16 protein-coding genes are annotated in these 13,801 nt (G+C 49.2%); all 16 read left to right on the top strand.

Features of this window, described 5'->3' with window-relative positions:
• The 16 genes from MHH48_RS29500 to MHH48_RS29425 all read left to right on the top strand — a co-directional run bounded on the left by MHH48_RS29500 (position 1) and on the right by MHH48_RS29425 (position 13,698).
• Positions 1–1,236 (top strand): hypothetical protein, encoded by a 1,236-nt coding sequence (locus MHH48_RS29500; protein WP_076324765.1) that lies wholly within the window; start codon positions 1–3, stop codon positions 1,234–1,236.
• Between the two features lie 157 nt (positions 1,237–1,393).
• A complete protein-coding gene (locus tag MHH48_RS29495; protein WP_076324764.1) occupies positions 1,394–1,831 on the top strand; it encodes a DUF6838 family protein in 438 nt (145 codons plus the stop codon).
• On the top strand, positions 1,828–2,001 hold the full coding sequence (locus MHH48_RS29490) for a hypothetical protein (protein ID WP_179090691.1): 174 nt from the start codon (positions 1,828–1,830) through the stop codon (positions 1,999–2,001). The genes MHH48_RS29495 and MHH48_RS29490 overlap by 4 nt, the downstream gene beginning before the upstream one ends.
• Complete coding sequence (locus tag MHH48_RS29485) at positions 2,002–3,321, top strand: phage tail sheath family protein (RefSeq protein WP_076324763.1); 1,320 nt, start codon at positions 2,002–2,004, stop codon at positions 3,319–3,321.
• Between the two features lies 1 nt (position 3,322).
• On the top strand, positions 3,323–3,781 hold the full coding sequence (locus MHH48_RS29480) for a phage tail tube protein (protein WP_076324762.1): 459 nt from the start codon (positions 3,323–3,325) through the stop codon (positions 3,779–3,781).
• 29 nt (positions 3,782–3,810) lie between these two features.
• Entirely contained in the window at positions 3,811–4,233 is a 423-nt protein-coding gene (locus MHH48_RS29475; protein ID WP_076324761.1) for a phage portal protein, read from the top strand.
• Between the two features lie 193 nt (positions 4,234–4,426).
• Positions 4,427–6,304: a hypothetical protein gene (locus tag MHH48_RS29470; protein WP_076324760.1), complete on the top strand. Its 1,878-nt coding sequence runs from the start codon at positions 4,427–4,429 to the stop codon at positions 6,302–6,304.
• 1 nt (position 6,305) lies between these two features.
• On the top strand, positions 6,306–7,025 hold the full coding sequence (locus MHH48_RS29465; protein ID WP_076324759.1) for a LysM peptidoglycan-binding domain-containing protein: 720 nt from the start codon (positions 6,306–6,308) through the stop codon (positions 7,023–7,025).
• 12 nt (positions 7,026–7,037) lie between these two features.
• Complete coding sequence (locus MHH48_RS29460) at positions 7,038–8,003, top strand: hypothetical protein (protein WP_076324758.1); 966 nt, start codon at positions 7,038–7,040, stop codon at positions 8,001–8,003.
• 6 nt (positions 8,004–8,009) lie between these two features.
• Positions 8,010–8,303, top strand: a complete 294-nt coding sequence (locus tag MHH48_RS29455; protein ID WP_076324757.1) for a DUF2577 domain-containing protein — start codon at positions 8,010–8,012, stop codon at positions 8,301–8,303.
• The gene (locus tag MHH48_RS29450) at positions 8,303–8,716 is read left to right on the top strand and encodes a DUF2634 domain-containing protein (protein WP_076324756.1); all 414 of its coding nucleotides are present in this window, start codon (positions 8,303–8,305) and stop codon (positions 8,714–8,716) included. The genes MHH48_RS29455 and MHH48_RS29450 overlap by 1 nt, the downstream gene beginning before the upstream one ends.
• Positions 8,709–9,770 (top strand): baseplate J/gp47 family protein, encoded by a 1,062-nt coding sequence (locus tag MHH48_RS29445; RefSeq protein ID WP_076324755.1) that lies wholly within the window; start codon positions 8,709–8,711, stop codon positions 9,768–9,770. Before MHH48_RS29450 ends, MHH48_RS29445 begins: the two co-directional genes overlap by 8 nt.
• Positions 9,763–10,308: a YmfQ family protein gene (locus tag MHH48_RS29440; RefSeq protein ID WP_076324754.1), complete on the top strand. Its 546-nt coding sequence runs from the start codon at positions 9,763–9,765 to the stop codon at positions 10,306–10,308. The genes MHH48_RS29445 and MHH48_RS29440 overlap by 8 nt, the downstream gene beginning before the upstream one ends.
• A complete protein-coding gene (locus tag MHH48_RS29435) occupies positions 10,309–12,945 on the top strand; it encodes a hypothetical protein (protein WP_076324753.1) in 2,637 nt (878 codons plus the stop codon).
• An 11-nt stretch (positions 12,946–12,956) separates the two neighbouring features.
• Positions 12,957–13,541, top strand: a complete 585-nt coding sequence (locus tag MHH48_RS29430) for a hypothetical protein (RefSeq protein WP_076324752.1) — start codon at positions 12,957–12,959, stop codon at positions 13,539–13,541.
• 19 nt (positions 13,542–13,560) lie between these two features.
• Complete coding sequence (locus MHH48_RS29425; protein WP_076324751.1) at positions 13,561–13,698, top strand: XkdX family protein; 138 nt, start codon at positions 13,561–13,563, stop codon at positions 13,696–13,698.
• Positions 13,699–13,801: the final 103 nt, after the last annotated feature.

The following is a 13,801-nucleotide window of genomic DNA, read 5'->3' as shown; positions in this document are numbered from 1 at the left end:
TTGGCCAGTAACACACCGAATTTAGGACTATTGAAGAAAGACCCGATGGTGGATGGCAATGAGACCTTTAACATCGAGACAATGCTGAATGAGAACTGGGATAAGGTTGATGAGGCTGTGGGGAGAACAGGAGGATACGGAGTAACGACTCAGCCAAAAGCGAATGAATATGAGGTTAATCTCAAGCCTGCCCCAGCGAGCCTTACAGCTGGGATTCGAGTTACCATAAAAATTAACGTTGCAAGCACCGGAGCCCCAATGCTCAACGTTAATGGATTGGGAGCCAAGCCAGTGCTTAAAACAAGCGGAAGTTCTGCCAGTTTTAAGCAGGATGGCGTCTACACATTGGTATATGATGGTCAGGCTTTTATTTTACAGGGTGAAGGGGGTGAGGTAGGAACGGCGACCGCTTCAGACGTACTCCAGGGCAAAACATTTCCAGGTGAGGACGGATTGATAAATGGCATTATGCCGCATCTCACAGGCATTAGAAATGCTACTGGAATTGCAAAATGGGGTGATGGAGCATTAGCAGTATATCCAGAAAAGGGTTACCAAAAAGGTGGTCCAGGTGACGGTGAAATCAAGGTGACTCCTGCTCAGTTACAGTCAGCTGAAGGTGCGCTTAAATCTGATAACATCAAGGCCGGGACTGCAATCTTTGGGGTGCCAGGCAAATCAACGGTCGTAGATACAGCGGATGCGGTGTTAGACCCTCAGTATTTGCTTGTTGGACAATCAGGGTATGATGACGGGGTTAAAAAAAACGGACAGATGCCGAACCGAAGTACCGAGAACCACCACATGCCTGGTCTTGAATCAACCGTTTGGGCTGGGGACCGTTTTTTTATACGGCCACCTGCTGGATACTATAACGGAGCTACATGGGTGACCACTCCTGTACCTGGGCTAACTCCAGAGAACTTAAAGCTCGGGGTTAATGTTGCGGGACTGGTAGGGACAACGGATTTTGGGAAAAAGTATTTTAACCGTACTTATAAGTCGAGTAGTGGAACAACCCAATTCAATGTTGAATTTGGTTTTAATTGGCACCTGTTATTAGTTATATCAGATACGAATGGGCATGCTACTTGCCTGCTAAGCCGTACCTTGGGAACATACAAACTTACTGGTGGCCAATATCCACCTGACATATCAACCCTTACTTTCACAGGATTAACTATGTATCTTAATTCAGCCGGTGGTACCTATCACGTAATCGCTTATGAATATTAGGAGGTGCAATATAAAGTTTTGGTTGCACTTGATGCTAATAGTGTCATTAAAGAGTCTATTGAGGTACAAAGCTGAAGGATATATCGAGGCTTCCCATTCTCACGATAATCACCCTGTGAACTAGCGAAGATGAATACCATAAAAGAAAGGAGCGCTCATGATAATCCCACACATAAACGATGCTCTAACAGCCAAACTTACAAGCTCCTTCCCCAACATCCCCTCCATCTCCAAAGAGGATGCCGCACCATTACCACCAGCCCCATACTTCCTAACTGAACTAACCCTAGCCGAGTTCGAGCCGATATCGACAAGTCGATATGCGGCTCGTTTTCGTTTCCACATCTCTTACGTGCCAATGGAAGGGAAGCCAGTGGCAACGATCATGGACGAAATGCTAGAAGCGTTGACTTCACTAGATGTTGGCGGTCGACCATGTCGTGCTTCCTCAGTGGCGTGGGAGCGGCCAACTGGGAAGGATGGGGCAACGGGAGAAGGATATTTTCGCGCAGAGTATGTCATTCAGATGACAACGGATCAGGAAGAGACGGACATGAAGATGCAAACATTGAAACAGGGAGGCGGATTGAAATGAGTAAAAAAGAAACAGCACCAACGTTCAACAAGCAACAGTTGGCACAATCCAATCAATTCAGTAATCGCGAGAAGGATGTGCTGAGCGCGATTCTCGAAGAGGGCAAGACGTACACCATTCAACAAGCGAAAGACCAATTAACCACATTTTTGAAAAAGGAGGTCATCTAAATGGCCGGAGGAACATGGACAACACCAAACAAAGTAAGACCAGGCGTCTACACCCAAATCTCATCGCAGGAGCAGCCGATTGGGCGCGTAGGTGAAAGGGGGATTGCGGCGTTGGGCTTGTCCCTTCCATGGGGAGAGCCTCATAAAATCCTGACGATCCGACCAGGCACCAATCTGGTGGAGGTGCTAGGTTATGATATCACATCACCACAGTTGCTCTCGGTAAAAGAAGTACTTAAGCGTGCTGGCACGCTTCTGTTGTACCGCTTGAACAGCGGCGTGCAGGCGGCCGGTTCGGTTGCCGGACTGAAAGCAACTGCTCTTTACGGCGGCGAACGTGGGAATGACATCCAGATCGTCGTTGAGAACGCCGTGGATGATCCCGGCAAGTTTGTAGTCAGCACGCTGTTGACCGGCAAAGTCGTAGACAAACAGCTTGTAGCCAGTGCGGCCGAGCTAGAACCTAACTTGTACGTGGCCTTTGCTCCGGATACCGGTGATCTAACTGCAACGGCTGGGTTTGCTCTCACAGGCGGCGCGAACGGCACCGTAACGAACCAAGAGCATGTAGATTTCCTTGCGGCGCTTGAGGTCCAAGACTTCCAGACTGTAGGTCTGTTGTCGTCTGACCCAACGCTCAAGTCCCTCTATACCGCATTCGTCAAGCGTCTTCGTGAGCAGGAAGGCAAGAAGGTCCAAGCTGTACTGTCCGATTATTCGGCTGCGGATTATGAAGGTATTATCAGCGTGAAAAATGGCGTTATTCTCACCGACGGCACTGTCGTGGACAAGGTGAAGGCAGTTGCCTGGGTCACTGGCGCCACGGCAGCGGCAGCAGTCAATGAATCTTTGACGTACGCGGCTTACGATGAAGCGGTGGATACCGATGTTCGCTTGAGCCATACGGAGATTGAAGCGGCACTCACGAAGGGCGAGTTTCTGTTCAACTACAGCGGCGGCAAGGCCGTGGTGGAGCAGGATATTAATAGCTTTACCTCAATTGAGCCAGCCAAAGCGCGGCATTTTTCTAAAAATCGGGTGGTCCGCGTTCTGGATGGCATTGCGAATGATTTAAAGCTCATTTTTGAGAAGTCTTATATCGGGAAGGTAGACAACAACGTGGATGGCCGGACCTTGTTCTGGGCGGAATGTGCGGCGTATTTTGCATCTTTGCAGAATATCGGTGCTATTCAGAATTTCGATGCGAACGAGGATATTGTGGTGACGCCGGGGACAGAAGGCGATGTGCTGTTTGTGGACATTAAGGTACAGCCGGTGGATGCAATTGAAAAAGTATACATGAAAGTGAAGGTGGTCTAAGATGGCATTTTTGCGGGCAAACGACACGATTTCCGGGCAAGAGGGCAAGGCATTCGTCAAAATTGGCGACCGTATGGAGGAAATGTTCTATATCAAAACACTGGAAGCTACGGTGGAGAAGGAAAAAGCCGAGCTGAAAACGATGGGCCAGCGCGCCGTACAGCATAAAGCCATTGGCTGGAAGGGCAGCGGCACGATGACCATTTATTATGTGACCTCACTGTTCCGCGAGCTGATGATGGAATACATCCAGACAGGGAAAGACTCCTACTTCATGATTGAAGTGCGCAATGAGGATCCAGGTTCGTCGACGGGGCGTCAGACGGTGATTTTAGAAGGGGTCAATCTCGACAGCGTGATTATGGCATCTCTCGACACCGAAGCGGAGGCGTTGGAGGAAGAAGTGGCTTTCACGTTTGAGAATGTGCGGATTGAGACGCCGTTTAATCCATTGGCCTAATACTTAACATTGAATGAGGAGGAAGGAATATGAGTGATTTTAGTATGTTTTTTGCTGGGCAGTCGTCTGCGGAGATCACGGAGGAATTCGTGGTCTCTGTTCGTTTTAAGAATGCTGAAGGGAGCCCTGTGCCTTGGAAGCTGCGCAGCATCACGGAGGAAGAGAACCAGGAGTGCCGCAAAGCCGCTACCCGTAAGGTCAAAGGCAAGAACGGCGTATTCACCCCGGAAATCGACCCGAATGACTATATGGCGAAGCTGATGGTATCAAGTGTCATCTTCCCGGATTTAAAAAACAGCGAGCTGCAAAAATCCTACGGCGTGCTCGGTGCAGAGTCCCTGCTCCGCAAAATGCTGCTGCCCGGCGAATTTGCCGCGCTTGGCGAGCGGGTACAAGCCCTAAACGGTTTTGACCGGGATATGAACGAACTGGTGGATGACGTAAAAAACTAATTAAAGAGGGCGACGGTGATGCGAACTATGCGTACTACGCCCTCCATGAACTGCACATCCTTCCTCACCAGCTCATGGCGATGACGGTCCGGGAACGGGCCGCCATCTATGCCATGATCTCGATGCGGGTGGAGAAGGAGAAGCGTGAGCGAGTCCGGAAGCGGAGATAGGTTGTAGAAAAGGGGGTGAAGGAATGGCGAGTGTAAAGGATGCACTCATGCGCTTAAATAATTTGGCTAATGAAATGATCGTGAATCAGCTGTTACAGCTTGAAAACAGCTTTCAACAAACTGTTGATCAAATTGCTGAGGCAGCAGCAGAACAAGAGCAGCTTAATGAACGGATTGAGCAAGGGGAAAAGAAAGCCAGTAAGCTTGGGAATGCTTTTAAATTGTTAAAATCCGCATATAAAGCAGCCGATTTTGTTGCGAAAATGACGATTATTCCAGTAGCAAAAGAACAAGTAACGGAAGACTTCTTTAAAGTTAAGACTGGTGATGCCGAGGTAGGTTCAGCTATATTCGAGAACGTCAAACAGAATGCATTGAAAACCGGGTTAGATGTTAATGATTCGTTAAATAATGCTTTAACATTCATGTCAATGACTAAAAACTCAGATCAAATTGCGCAATTAAATGGCTTCGCTGATCGAATGAGCACACTATCAACAGACGGCAAGAGTTCAAAAGATGCAACAGGGGCGATTATGAGTGCGATGCGTGGCGATACCAGCTCTCTAGCTAAAGATTTTAATATTCCTGATTCCCAGATTAAAAGCTTTAATGCAGAAATCATATCATCTAAAGGCAATTTTACTGCATTTCTTTCATCCATGGACAAACTGCTGCAAAAATCAGGTATGACACAGGAAGCTATGGAAACCATGCTGGATTCGCCTGTTAATAAGTGGCAGCAACTAATGGGATCCGTCAACAATTCTTTTGTTCAGATGGGGGGTGGCGCATTAGCTGCAATCATGCCAATTCTGGATATGTTGAATGCAGCTTTTGAAAACGGGACTTTCCAGCCTTTTATTGATGCTATATCCATAGGATTAACCGTAATTGCTGAGGGGTTTTTGTGGGTAGCGCAAATGATCCCTCCAGCCTGGGAATTCATTAAAGCTACGATTGCTGGTGTCGGTAACACTATATGGAATCTGGTTACTATATTTATGGGGTTGCTTCCTGTTATCGCTTTAGTGGGTGTTTTTTTTGCAATGTTAAATGCAGGGATGATCATGGGAAGAATATCAGCTTACGCGTTTACTGCGGCGCAAACTGTGATGGCTACGGTTACGAATATAGCGGCAGGTGCAATGAGATTATTTAATATGGTGGTTAAGGCTAATCCTCTTATGCTATTAATTTCATTAGTTATCGCTGCGATGGCCGCATTCGGGGCTTGGCAAGTGGTGACTATGGGCCTTAAGCAGATATTTAGCAACGTATTTGGTTTCATTGTCGATCTGGCGCAAAACACGGTTAACACGGTCATTTCAGTTATTAACGGGATCATTAAAGGTGTTAACGCGGTAGCGGGCTTTTTTGGCAAGGTTCTTGGCGTTGATACCAAGCAAATTGCGGAGATTGAATATAAGGCAGATTTTACGAAATTCAAGGATAAAGGGCAAGACTATATTGAAGATTTCTCCATAGATAAGTTCAAAAATCAATTCATGCCAGCTAAGGACACGGGCAAGAGCAACGAGGAATTATTGGAACAGTACAATATGGGGAAAACCGGATACGATGTTCCCGTTCCAAAAACAGCCCCAACTCCGTCCATGCCCGCCATGGCAACGGCCCCAATCCCGGTAGCCCCTGCGGGTGGAAGCATTGATTCCATTGGTAAAGTGGATAACTCGGTGGACGTGGCGAGCGAGGATCTGAAAATCATGCGTGATCTGGCAGAAGTGAATGCGATCAGCAATATGATTACCCTGACGCCTACCGTGCAGATGACAACAGGAGATATTAACTCCGGGGCCGATCTGGATACCATCATGTCGAGAATTAACCGGACGCTGGAAGAGCAGTTTGTGTCCAGTGCCGAGGGGGTGTATCTGTAGCATGAGCGATTATGGATTTTTTCTGAGCTTCAATAACCAGGAGGAGGTTTTTCGATTTCCTGTGAACCCCGAGCGGATTGACGTGAAGGATAGCGGCGAAGGCAAATCCTATACGGTAGCGGGGCTTGGCGAAGTGAATGCGATTCTGCATCCGAAGCTGACGGAAATCTCGTTTGAAAGCTTTTTTCCGGGGAGGGTGTATCCTTTTGTCCATCTAGGATCTGACCAGGAGCTGAAGCTTCCGATCGATTACGTAAATACCATTAAGGGCTGGATGGAGAGCCGGAGACCTGTGCGTTTTGTCATGACGGGGCTCGTTCCCGATCCGCTGAGCGGTACGGACGGTAAGAATGTGGTGCGGGCCATGAAGTCTTTTGGCATCAACATGGCGGCCTCCATCGAAAGTTTCAACTGGAATACGATGTCCGGATCGCCGGAAGATATCGAGTTCTCGATTTCGCTCAAACGATATGTGTTTTATGGGGCTCGGAAGGTGGTACCGGTAAAAGACAAAAAAGCGGCAGCCGTGAAAAAGAAAGACCGGCCGGATGACCGCAAAAAACCAACCTCCTACACGGTCGCCAAAGGCGACACCCTGTGGAGCATTGCTCAAAAGCTGCTCGGCAGCGGTTCCCGTCATGCGGACATCCAAAAACTGAACGGAATTAAGGACCATGAGGTCCGGAAGCTGGCTATCGGCCGGGTTCTCAAGATTCCCTAAAGAGGTGGCGCCATGATTGAACTGATGATTGACCGTAAGAACGGAAGCGTGTGGGATCTGGGGCAGATCGTAACCGACATCACGTGGAAAACAAGCCGTCAGGCGAAGCCGGCGAGTCTGGATATCAACTATGTGAACGATGGTCTTGCGCAGAGCAAGGAATTCGAAGTGGATAACGGCGACATTGTGCGCTTTCGCAAGGATAATAAGGATCTGTTTTATGGCTATGTTTTTTCCAAGGAGTGGGGTATGGATGCTGAGGTCAAGGTGATGGCGTATGACCAGCTGCGTTACCTGTCCAGCAACGACACCTACCGGTTCACGAATGCCAAGGTGGAGGATATCATCCGGAAGATTGCCAAGGATTTCAATCTGAAGACAGGCACGCTTGCCGATACCGGCCATACGATCCCTGCGATGCTGGAAGCGGACAAAAAACTGATCGATATGATCTGCAAGGCTCTGGAGGCCACGTTGATCGCGACCAAGCAGTACTATATGTTTTACGATCAGTACGGTGAACTGACGTTGACCAACATTAACGACATGCTGCTTAAACTCGCGGTGGGAGAAGACAGCCTCATGACGGATTTTTCATATAAAAAAAGCATCGACAACGAGACGTACAACCGCGTCAAAGTCGTGCGGGACAACAAGCAGACGGGGAAGCGGGACGTTTACCTTTACCAGCATGGGCAGAACATCGCCCAGTGGGGACTGCTCCAACTGTATGAGGTTGCTGACGAGAACATGAACCCTGCTCAATTGAAGCAACTGGCACAGAATTTGCTGGAGCTGAAGAACAGGGAGCAGCAGACGTTGTCGATCGAGGCTATTGGAGATTTGCGGGTTCGTGCCGGAAACACGATCTATGTGAATCTTCCAGAAGAAGGCTTGAAGCCGTATCTCATCGATGAGTGTACGCATAAATTCTCGGATGGTAAGCACACGATGTCGCTGAATATGAAGGTGGTGTAAGTAGTGATGCTGGATATTATCAAAAAAGCCAGTCTCAGCGCCGTGGGAAGCACAAACCCGATGGCGGTGCTGTATGGCACAGTCACATCAACACATCCTCTCGAGGTGAACGTGGACCAGCGTTTCAGCCTGACGGAGGATTTTTTAGTTATCGGAGAATCAATGACCGAGTACAAGCTGAACATTGGCGGCGTGGAGTATGTAATTCGAAAAGGGCTGGAGATCGGTGATACGGTGCTGCTCATTCGTTACCAGGGCGGACAAACGTATCTCGTGCTGGATCGGTTGGTGAAGCCGTGATGATCCCGCAGGGTGGAACGCTGCAACCGGGTAGCGAGATCGTGGAAACAATGGCACAGCCTAGCTTGACATATGACTTGAATCTGGAGGAAGGAACGATATCCGGTCACATTGACGGTCTTGAGGCCGTTAAACAGGCTGTCGTAAAAATCCTTCAGACACGCCGTTTTGAACATCTGATCTACAGCAGTAACTATGGGCAGGAGCTGGACTCCGTCATTGGCCGCGACCCGCTGTGGGCCTATGCTGAAATCGAACGGCACATCAAGGAAGCGCTGCTGCAGGATGACCGCATTTTGTCGGTAGATGATATGAATATTACCTTTGTGGGCGATCAGGCCGTTGCGGAATTTACTGTCCGAAGCGTGTATGGGGCTTTCAATATGACCAAGGAGGTGAGAGAGGATGGTTGAGGAACAGACGTACGAAGCAATTCTGGAGCGGATGATAGACCGTATTCCGGATGGGATTGATAAAAGGGAAGGCAGCATCATTTACGATGCGTTGGCACCTTCTGCTGCTGAGCTTGCCCAGATGTACGTGGAATTGGGGTACTCCATGAATCTGAAATTTGCCGCTACGGCATCGGGCGAATTTTTGGATCGGAGTATTGCCTGGTCGGGACTGACCCGGAAGCAGGCTACAAAAGCACAGCTGCTGGGACACTTCTCAGGCAATAACGGTACCGCGGTAGATGTGCCTCTAGGGAGTCGTTTTTCATTGGATCCGCTGAATTACAAAGTCATCACCCGTCTGGATGCAGGGCAATATGTGCTGGAATGCGAGACAAGCGGGAAGGAAGGCAACCGCCGATTCGGCTCGCTGCTTCCGCTGGAATACGTCGAAGGCTTGGTGAAGGCGGAGCTGATGGAGCTCTGGGTACCTGGCGAAGATACCGAATCGGATGAAGCGTTGTATGACCGATACCGCGAAAAAATCTCCCGTCCCGTGACCAGTGCAAACCGGAATCAGTATGAACTGTGGGCGAGGGAGAAAGCCGGGGTTGGCAAGGCCAAAGCTTTTCCGTTATGGGATGGTCCGGGCACCGTCAAGGTGGTGCTGCTGGATAACGAGATGCGATCGCCTACGCCTTCCGTAGTGGAATCGGTGCAGCAGCATATCGATCCGACCATGGATGGCATGGGGGAAGGCGCAGCTCCCGTCGGCTCGGTTGTCACCGTTGTTGGGGCGGTTGAAGTGCCTGTCCATATTGAAGTACAGGTTACGCTGCTGGATGGAGCCGGCATGGATGGCGTGCAAGAAGCCATTGAACAGGGGGTCCGCCAGTATCTCAAAGACCTGGCAATGTCCGATCCGTTAGTCCGGTATAACCGGATTGCCAACGTGATCTTGGATATTCCGGCAGTCATCGATTACGAGGTATTGACCGTGAACGGAAGAACGGACAGCCTTCTGATCGAGCCGGAAGCGGTAGCTGTCTTGGGGACGGTGACAGTAGATGAGTAAAGCTGAAGCCTGGCTGGGTTACCTGCAGTCCTTTTATCACGATGTTCGAGAAATGAAAGCCATTGCCGGAGCCGAAGGGGCTGAGTTGGACAAGCTGGCGCAGGAACTGGAGGATCAGTTGGACCAGTATTATCCCGAAACCGCTACGTGGGCGCTATCCCGGTTCGAGCAGGACTTGAACATTCCGGTGAACCTCGCCAAGCCGATCGAGCAACGTCGTTCGGTCATCATTTCGAAGATGCGGGGGAGCGGCAAGGTGTCTGCCAGCATGCTCAAAAATGTGGCGCAAGCCTATGAGCGGGGCAGCATCGAGGTATCCGTCCAGCCAGCGGAGTATAAAGTGACGATTCATTTTCGAGATACACTGGGCATCCCGCCGAATTTAAGTGATTTGAAATCGGCCATCGAGGAGATCAAACCAGCGCATATTGCGGTCGATTACGCACTGCGTTATCTCACCATAGCTGAAGTGGAGGGCATGACCTTTGAGGAAATATCAGCAACGACACAAGACAGATTGTTGGGAGGAGGAGCCTAAATGACGAATCCGGTTACGCCAAATATCGGGTTGAACAAAATTGATCGAACCTCGCCGTCCACGACGTATTTCGATCTGGAGAAGTATATTGATCAGAATGCGGATGCCGTAGATCGGTTTGCGGGTGAAAGCAGCGAGTCCATCGACGCTCTGGAAAAGCGCCTGGACACGGAAGAGCGCAGGGAAGTCGTACTACAGCCGGGGCTTCAGATCGTGAACGCGGAGCGAAGCGCGCCCTTTAAGTTGAGTGGAATTAAGGGGCGGACGTTGGTGAATTTGTTGGGGCGGGATGGGAATTGTGAGGACGTAAGTAAGTGGCCCGCAAGCGCCGCAACGGTTGTCTTGGATACTGCTAATAAAATGTTTGGAAGTTCATCTATTAAAGTTACTAATTCGACAGCCGGAACTTACGGAAGCGCTTATAGAATGACTCCGGAAATCTCGAATGATAAGTATTACTTAATCGCCGGATTCGTTAAATTGGGAGTAGGTTCAGGCGCAGGGCTAACGTTCCTTAATAAAAACGGTGCAAATGTATTCGGTAATAAAATATCAAATACGAGTAGTTTTGAATTGTCATATATACGTCTTTCCCCTAGCGACATAGGAACAGGGGCGACGGCAGCCAGGTTGAAATTTGACACAGGTTCAAACGTAGCTAATGAGTATGCATACTATGACGGTATCCGAATATATGAAATTACGCAAGCACAATACGCCGCACTCGGGAGCATGACGCCTGAACTAATTGCCTCCAAATATCCATACGTCGATAGCGTTCAGCCTGTCCGTAATCCGTATGCGATCCGGTACGGGGAGAATTTGCTGCCGCCGTTTTATGAGTGGGAAAGTACGGCTCCACTGGCAGGTAGACCGGTAATCATCAACCCATACGAGTATACCGTAACTGCATCAGCTAATACGGCAGGGTTAAAAGTCGTAATACCCTGCGCCCCAAAAACCGACTATGTTCTGAACAGCAGCGGAGACGGGATGGTGGCTTTACAAGACTTGGACAGTTCCAGGACGCTTATCAACAATAACGGCGGTTATCAGGACGTCACAAGCCTGAGTATAAGAACGTCAAGCAACGCGGCTTTTCTAAGCATCATACTTGGTGTTGGCACAAAGGGGGCGGGAATCTACACCTTCAAAAACCCTATGCTCACCATCGGCTCCACTCCCAAACCATTCAAACCACGCGAAGACTCCATGCTCGCGTTGCAAACGGACTTATACGCCCATCCGCTGACAGGTGCGAATGCTGACGAAGTTTTCGAGAAGGACGGGCAGTATTTCAAGCTCAAAAAATTTAATCGTATTGTGTTTGACGATAAAATCACCTTCAACGCAGGTTCTAAACAGGCAGCAGGTTTACAACGCGTACAGATGACATTACCCTCAGCTGGAATAGGCGGAGCATCCGGTCCTCAATACGGTACAAAGTATGACGGCAAAATAATGCCTGTTGATGCTAATGGGACTGTCGCAGACTCAGTTTATCTCAATTCTAATGGTGTATCTTTGACTTTTGTTATTTCATCTACTGACAGCGGATGGGGCGACAACTACACGCCGACAGCCGACGAGATTAAGGCGTATTTTATGGGATGGACTATGAGTGTGTCAGGGCAACCGAGAACAGTACCGTATAATGGGACAGGATCAAAAGTATGGATTAAAACAACTATGGTGAATAATCCAAACACGCCAATGGTAGTAGGGGACTATGTGGGCGCTGTGCCTACGGAAAATGCTGGTGCAGACAGTAAGGGATTATCTTACCCACCCTACCAGCTCGTATACCAACTCGCAACGCCGACCGTCGAGCCTATCGTATCCGAGGGGATGCTGACATTTCATGAGGGCGATAATCAGATCGAGGTTGGGACGGGGATTGTGTTACGGGAGAGTGTGAATCCTTATAATGAGGTTAGAGATACAGGGAATAGAAAGTATAACATAAATAACGGTGCGTGGCCTGTACCAGCGAGTCATTTTATAAATAAGGCCCACAGCGTGCTGGCAGTATATCGAGAGGGAAAATATGATCCCCAATGGATAATGTACCCATACTCAACTACAGCATTAGGAGCAATGGCCCAGCTTCTGAATGTTCAGCAAGAGGATGAGAGATACTCCTATTCTGCAACCTATCTGATGTGGGACAAATCTCCTGTTGTTCCATTCACCGGCTCGTACGCAGCTAACGAAAAGGCTATGTTCCAAGAGCTGACCGACGCCGTGCAACAAAATGCGACCGCCGTGTCCGTGCTGAGGAATAAGAAAGCGGAGAAGGAGCTGTCAAGTGGATGGATTACGCCGACGCTGCTGAATGGGTGGGTTACTGCTCAATGGGATAGTTTTCCCGACATACCCATGTATACAAAAGATAGCGCTGGCAGTGTCTATATAAGAGGAATGGTAAAAGGCGGGACAACGGGCTATAATGTCCCTATTTTCATACTTCCGGAGGGTTATAGGCCAAAACAAATCGTTAGAACGTATGTTTATGGTAATAGTAACGGCCTTAACCCGTGCGTAATTTATGTCCGACCAGACGGCCTTGTAGTTTGTACGGTGGGGCATTCTGGCGCTGTCTCTATGGACATTACTCCCTATTTAGCGGAGCAATAAAGGAGGATCATATGAAAGCCGCACCTAAAGTAAATATTAACGGCCTCTATATAGAGGATACGCTAGTGGACGATGCCTTTTCCGGTGCCGTCCCTTTTTATGCGCCGGTTATTCCGACGCTGCCCACTGATCCGGGCGAAGTTGAACTAGAGACAGCACCAGAAGACGAGCAGCCGGAGGATACGCCGGAACTGGAAATCGCCGGATTTATCGTAGGTATCCCGGTTATTCCTGGCTTGTACCGTCCGCGCTTCGACTTGGCGGCGTGGGAGGCGTACCAGGATGCGGAAAGCTCCGCTAAAGACGCGTTTCAGTCAGAATATGATCAGTGGTCAGCATTACCCGAGGAAGAACGAGGGGAGCCGCCAATCTATCAAGCACCGATGCAACCGACGTTATGGATCGAAGGTTTAACCCCGGAAGAAATCGAGGAGCTAACTAGACCTCAACCACAGGAACCTAATGAAGTGGATCGCTTAGGTTCTGAGATGGTTGCACGGGAGCTTGAGGCCATGGAGTTGCGCCAGCAAAATGAGGCGCAGGGCGCTCAAATTGTGGGGCTTGAGTTACGGTTGTTATCACTTGAAAATAGCTGATCGAAAGGAGCGGAAGACGATGTTCGAGAACGATTTTGAGCGATTGAAGTACTACTACGAAAAGAAGTGGGCACAGAAGCCCCAACTGAGACAATATGTTGCGTTTGGCGTGATCACTTCGGAAGAATATGAAGTCATCACTGGCGAGGCCTACTAAACGCTGCTTTGAATGACCTTAGATTAAAAAGAAACTTCAACGAAGAAGGCGGAATCATGCTGTAGAAGCGGAGCGGTCGCCTTTGTCCCCGGATTTTAACCTT

Source organism: Paenibacillus sp. FSL F4-0100, assembly GCF_037993005.1.
Lineage (GTDB): Bacteria > Bacillota > Bacilli > Paenibacillales > Paenibacillaceae > Paenibacillus_AQ.
Note: the sequence above shows the minus strand (reverse complement) of the source record. Positions and strands in the feature narration are given on the sequence as shown.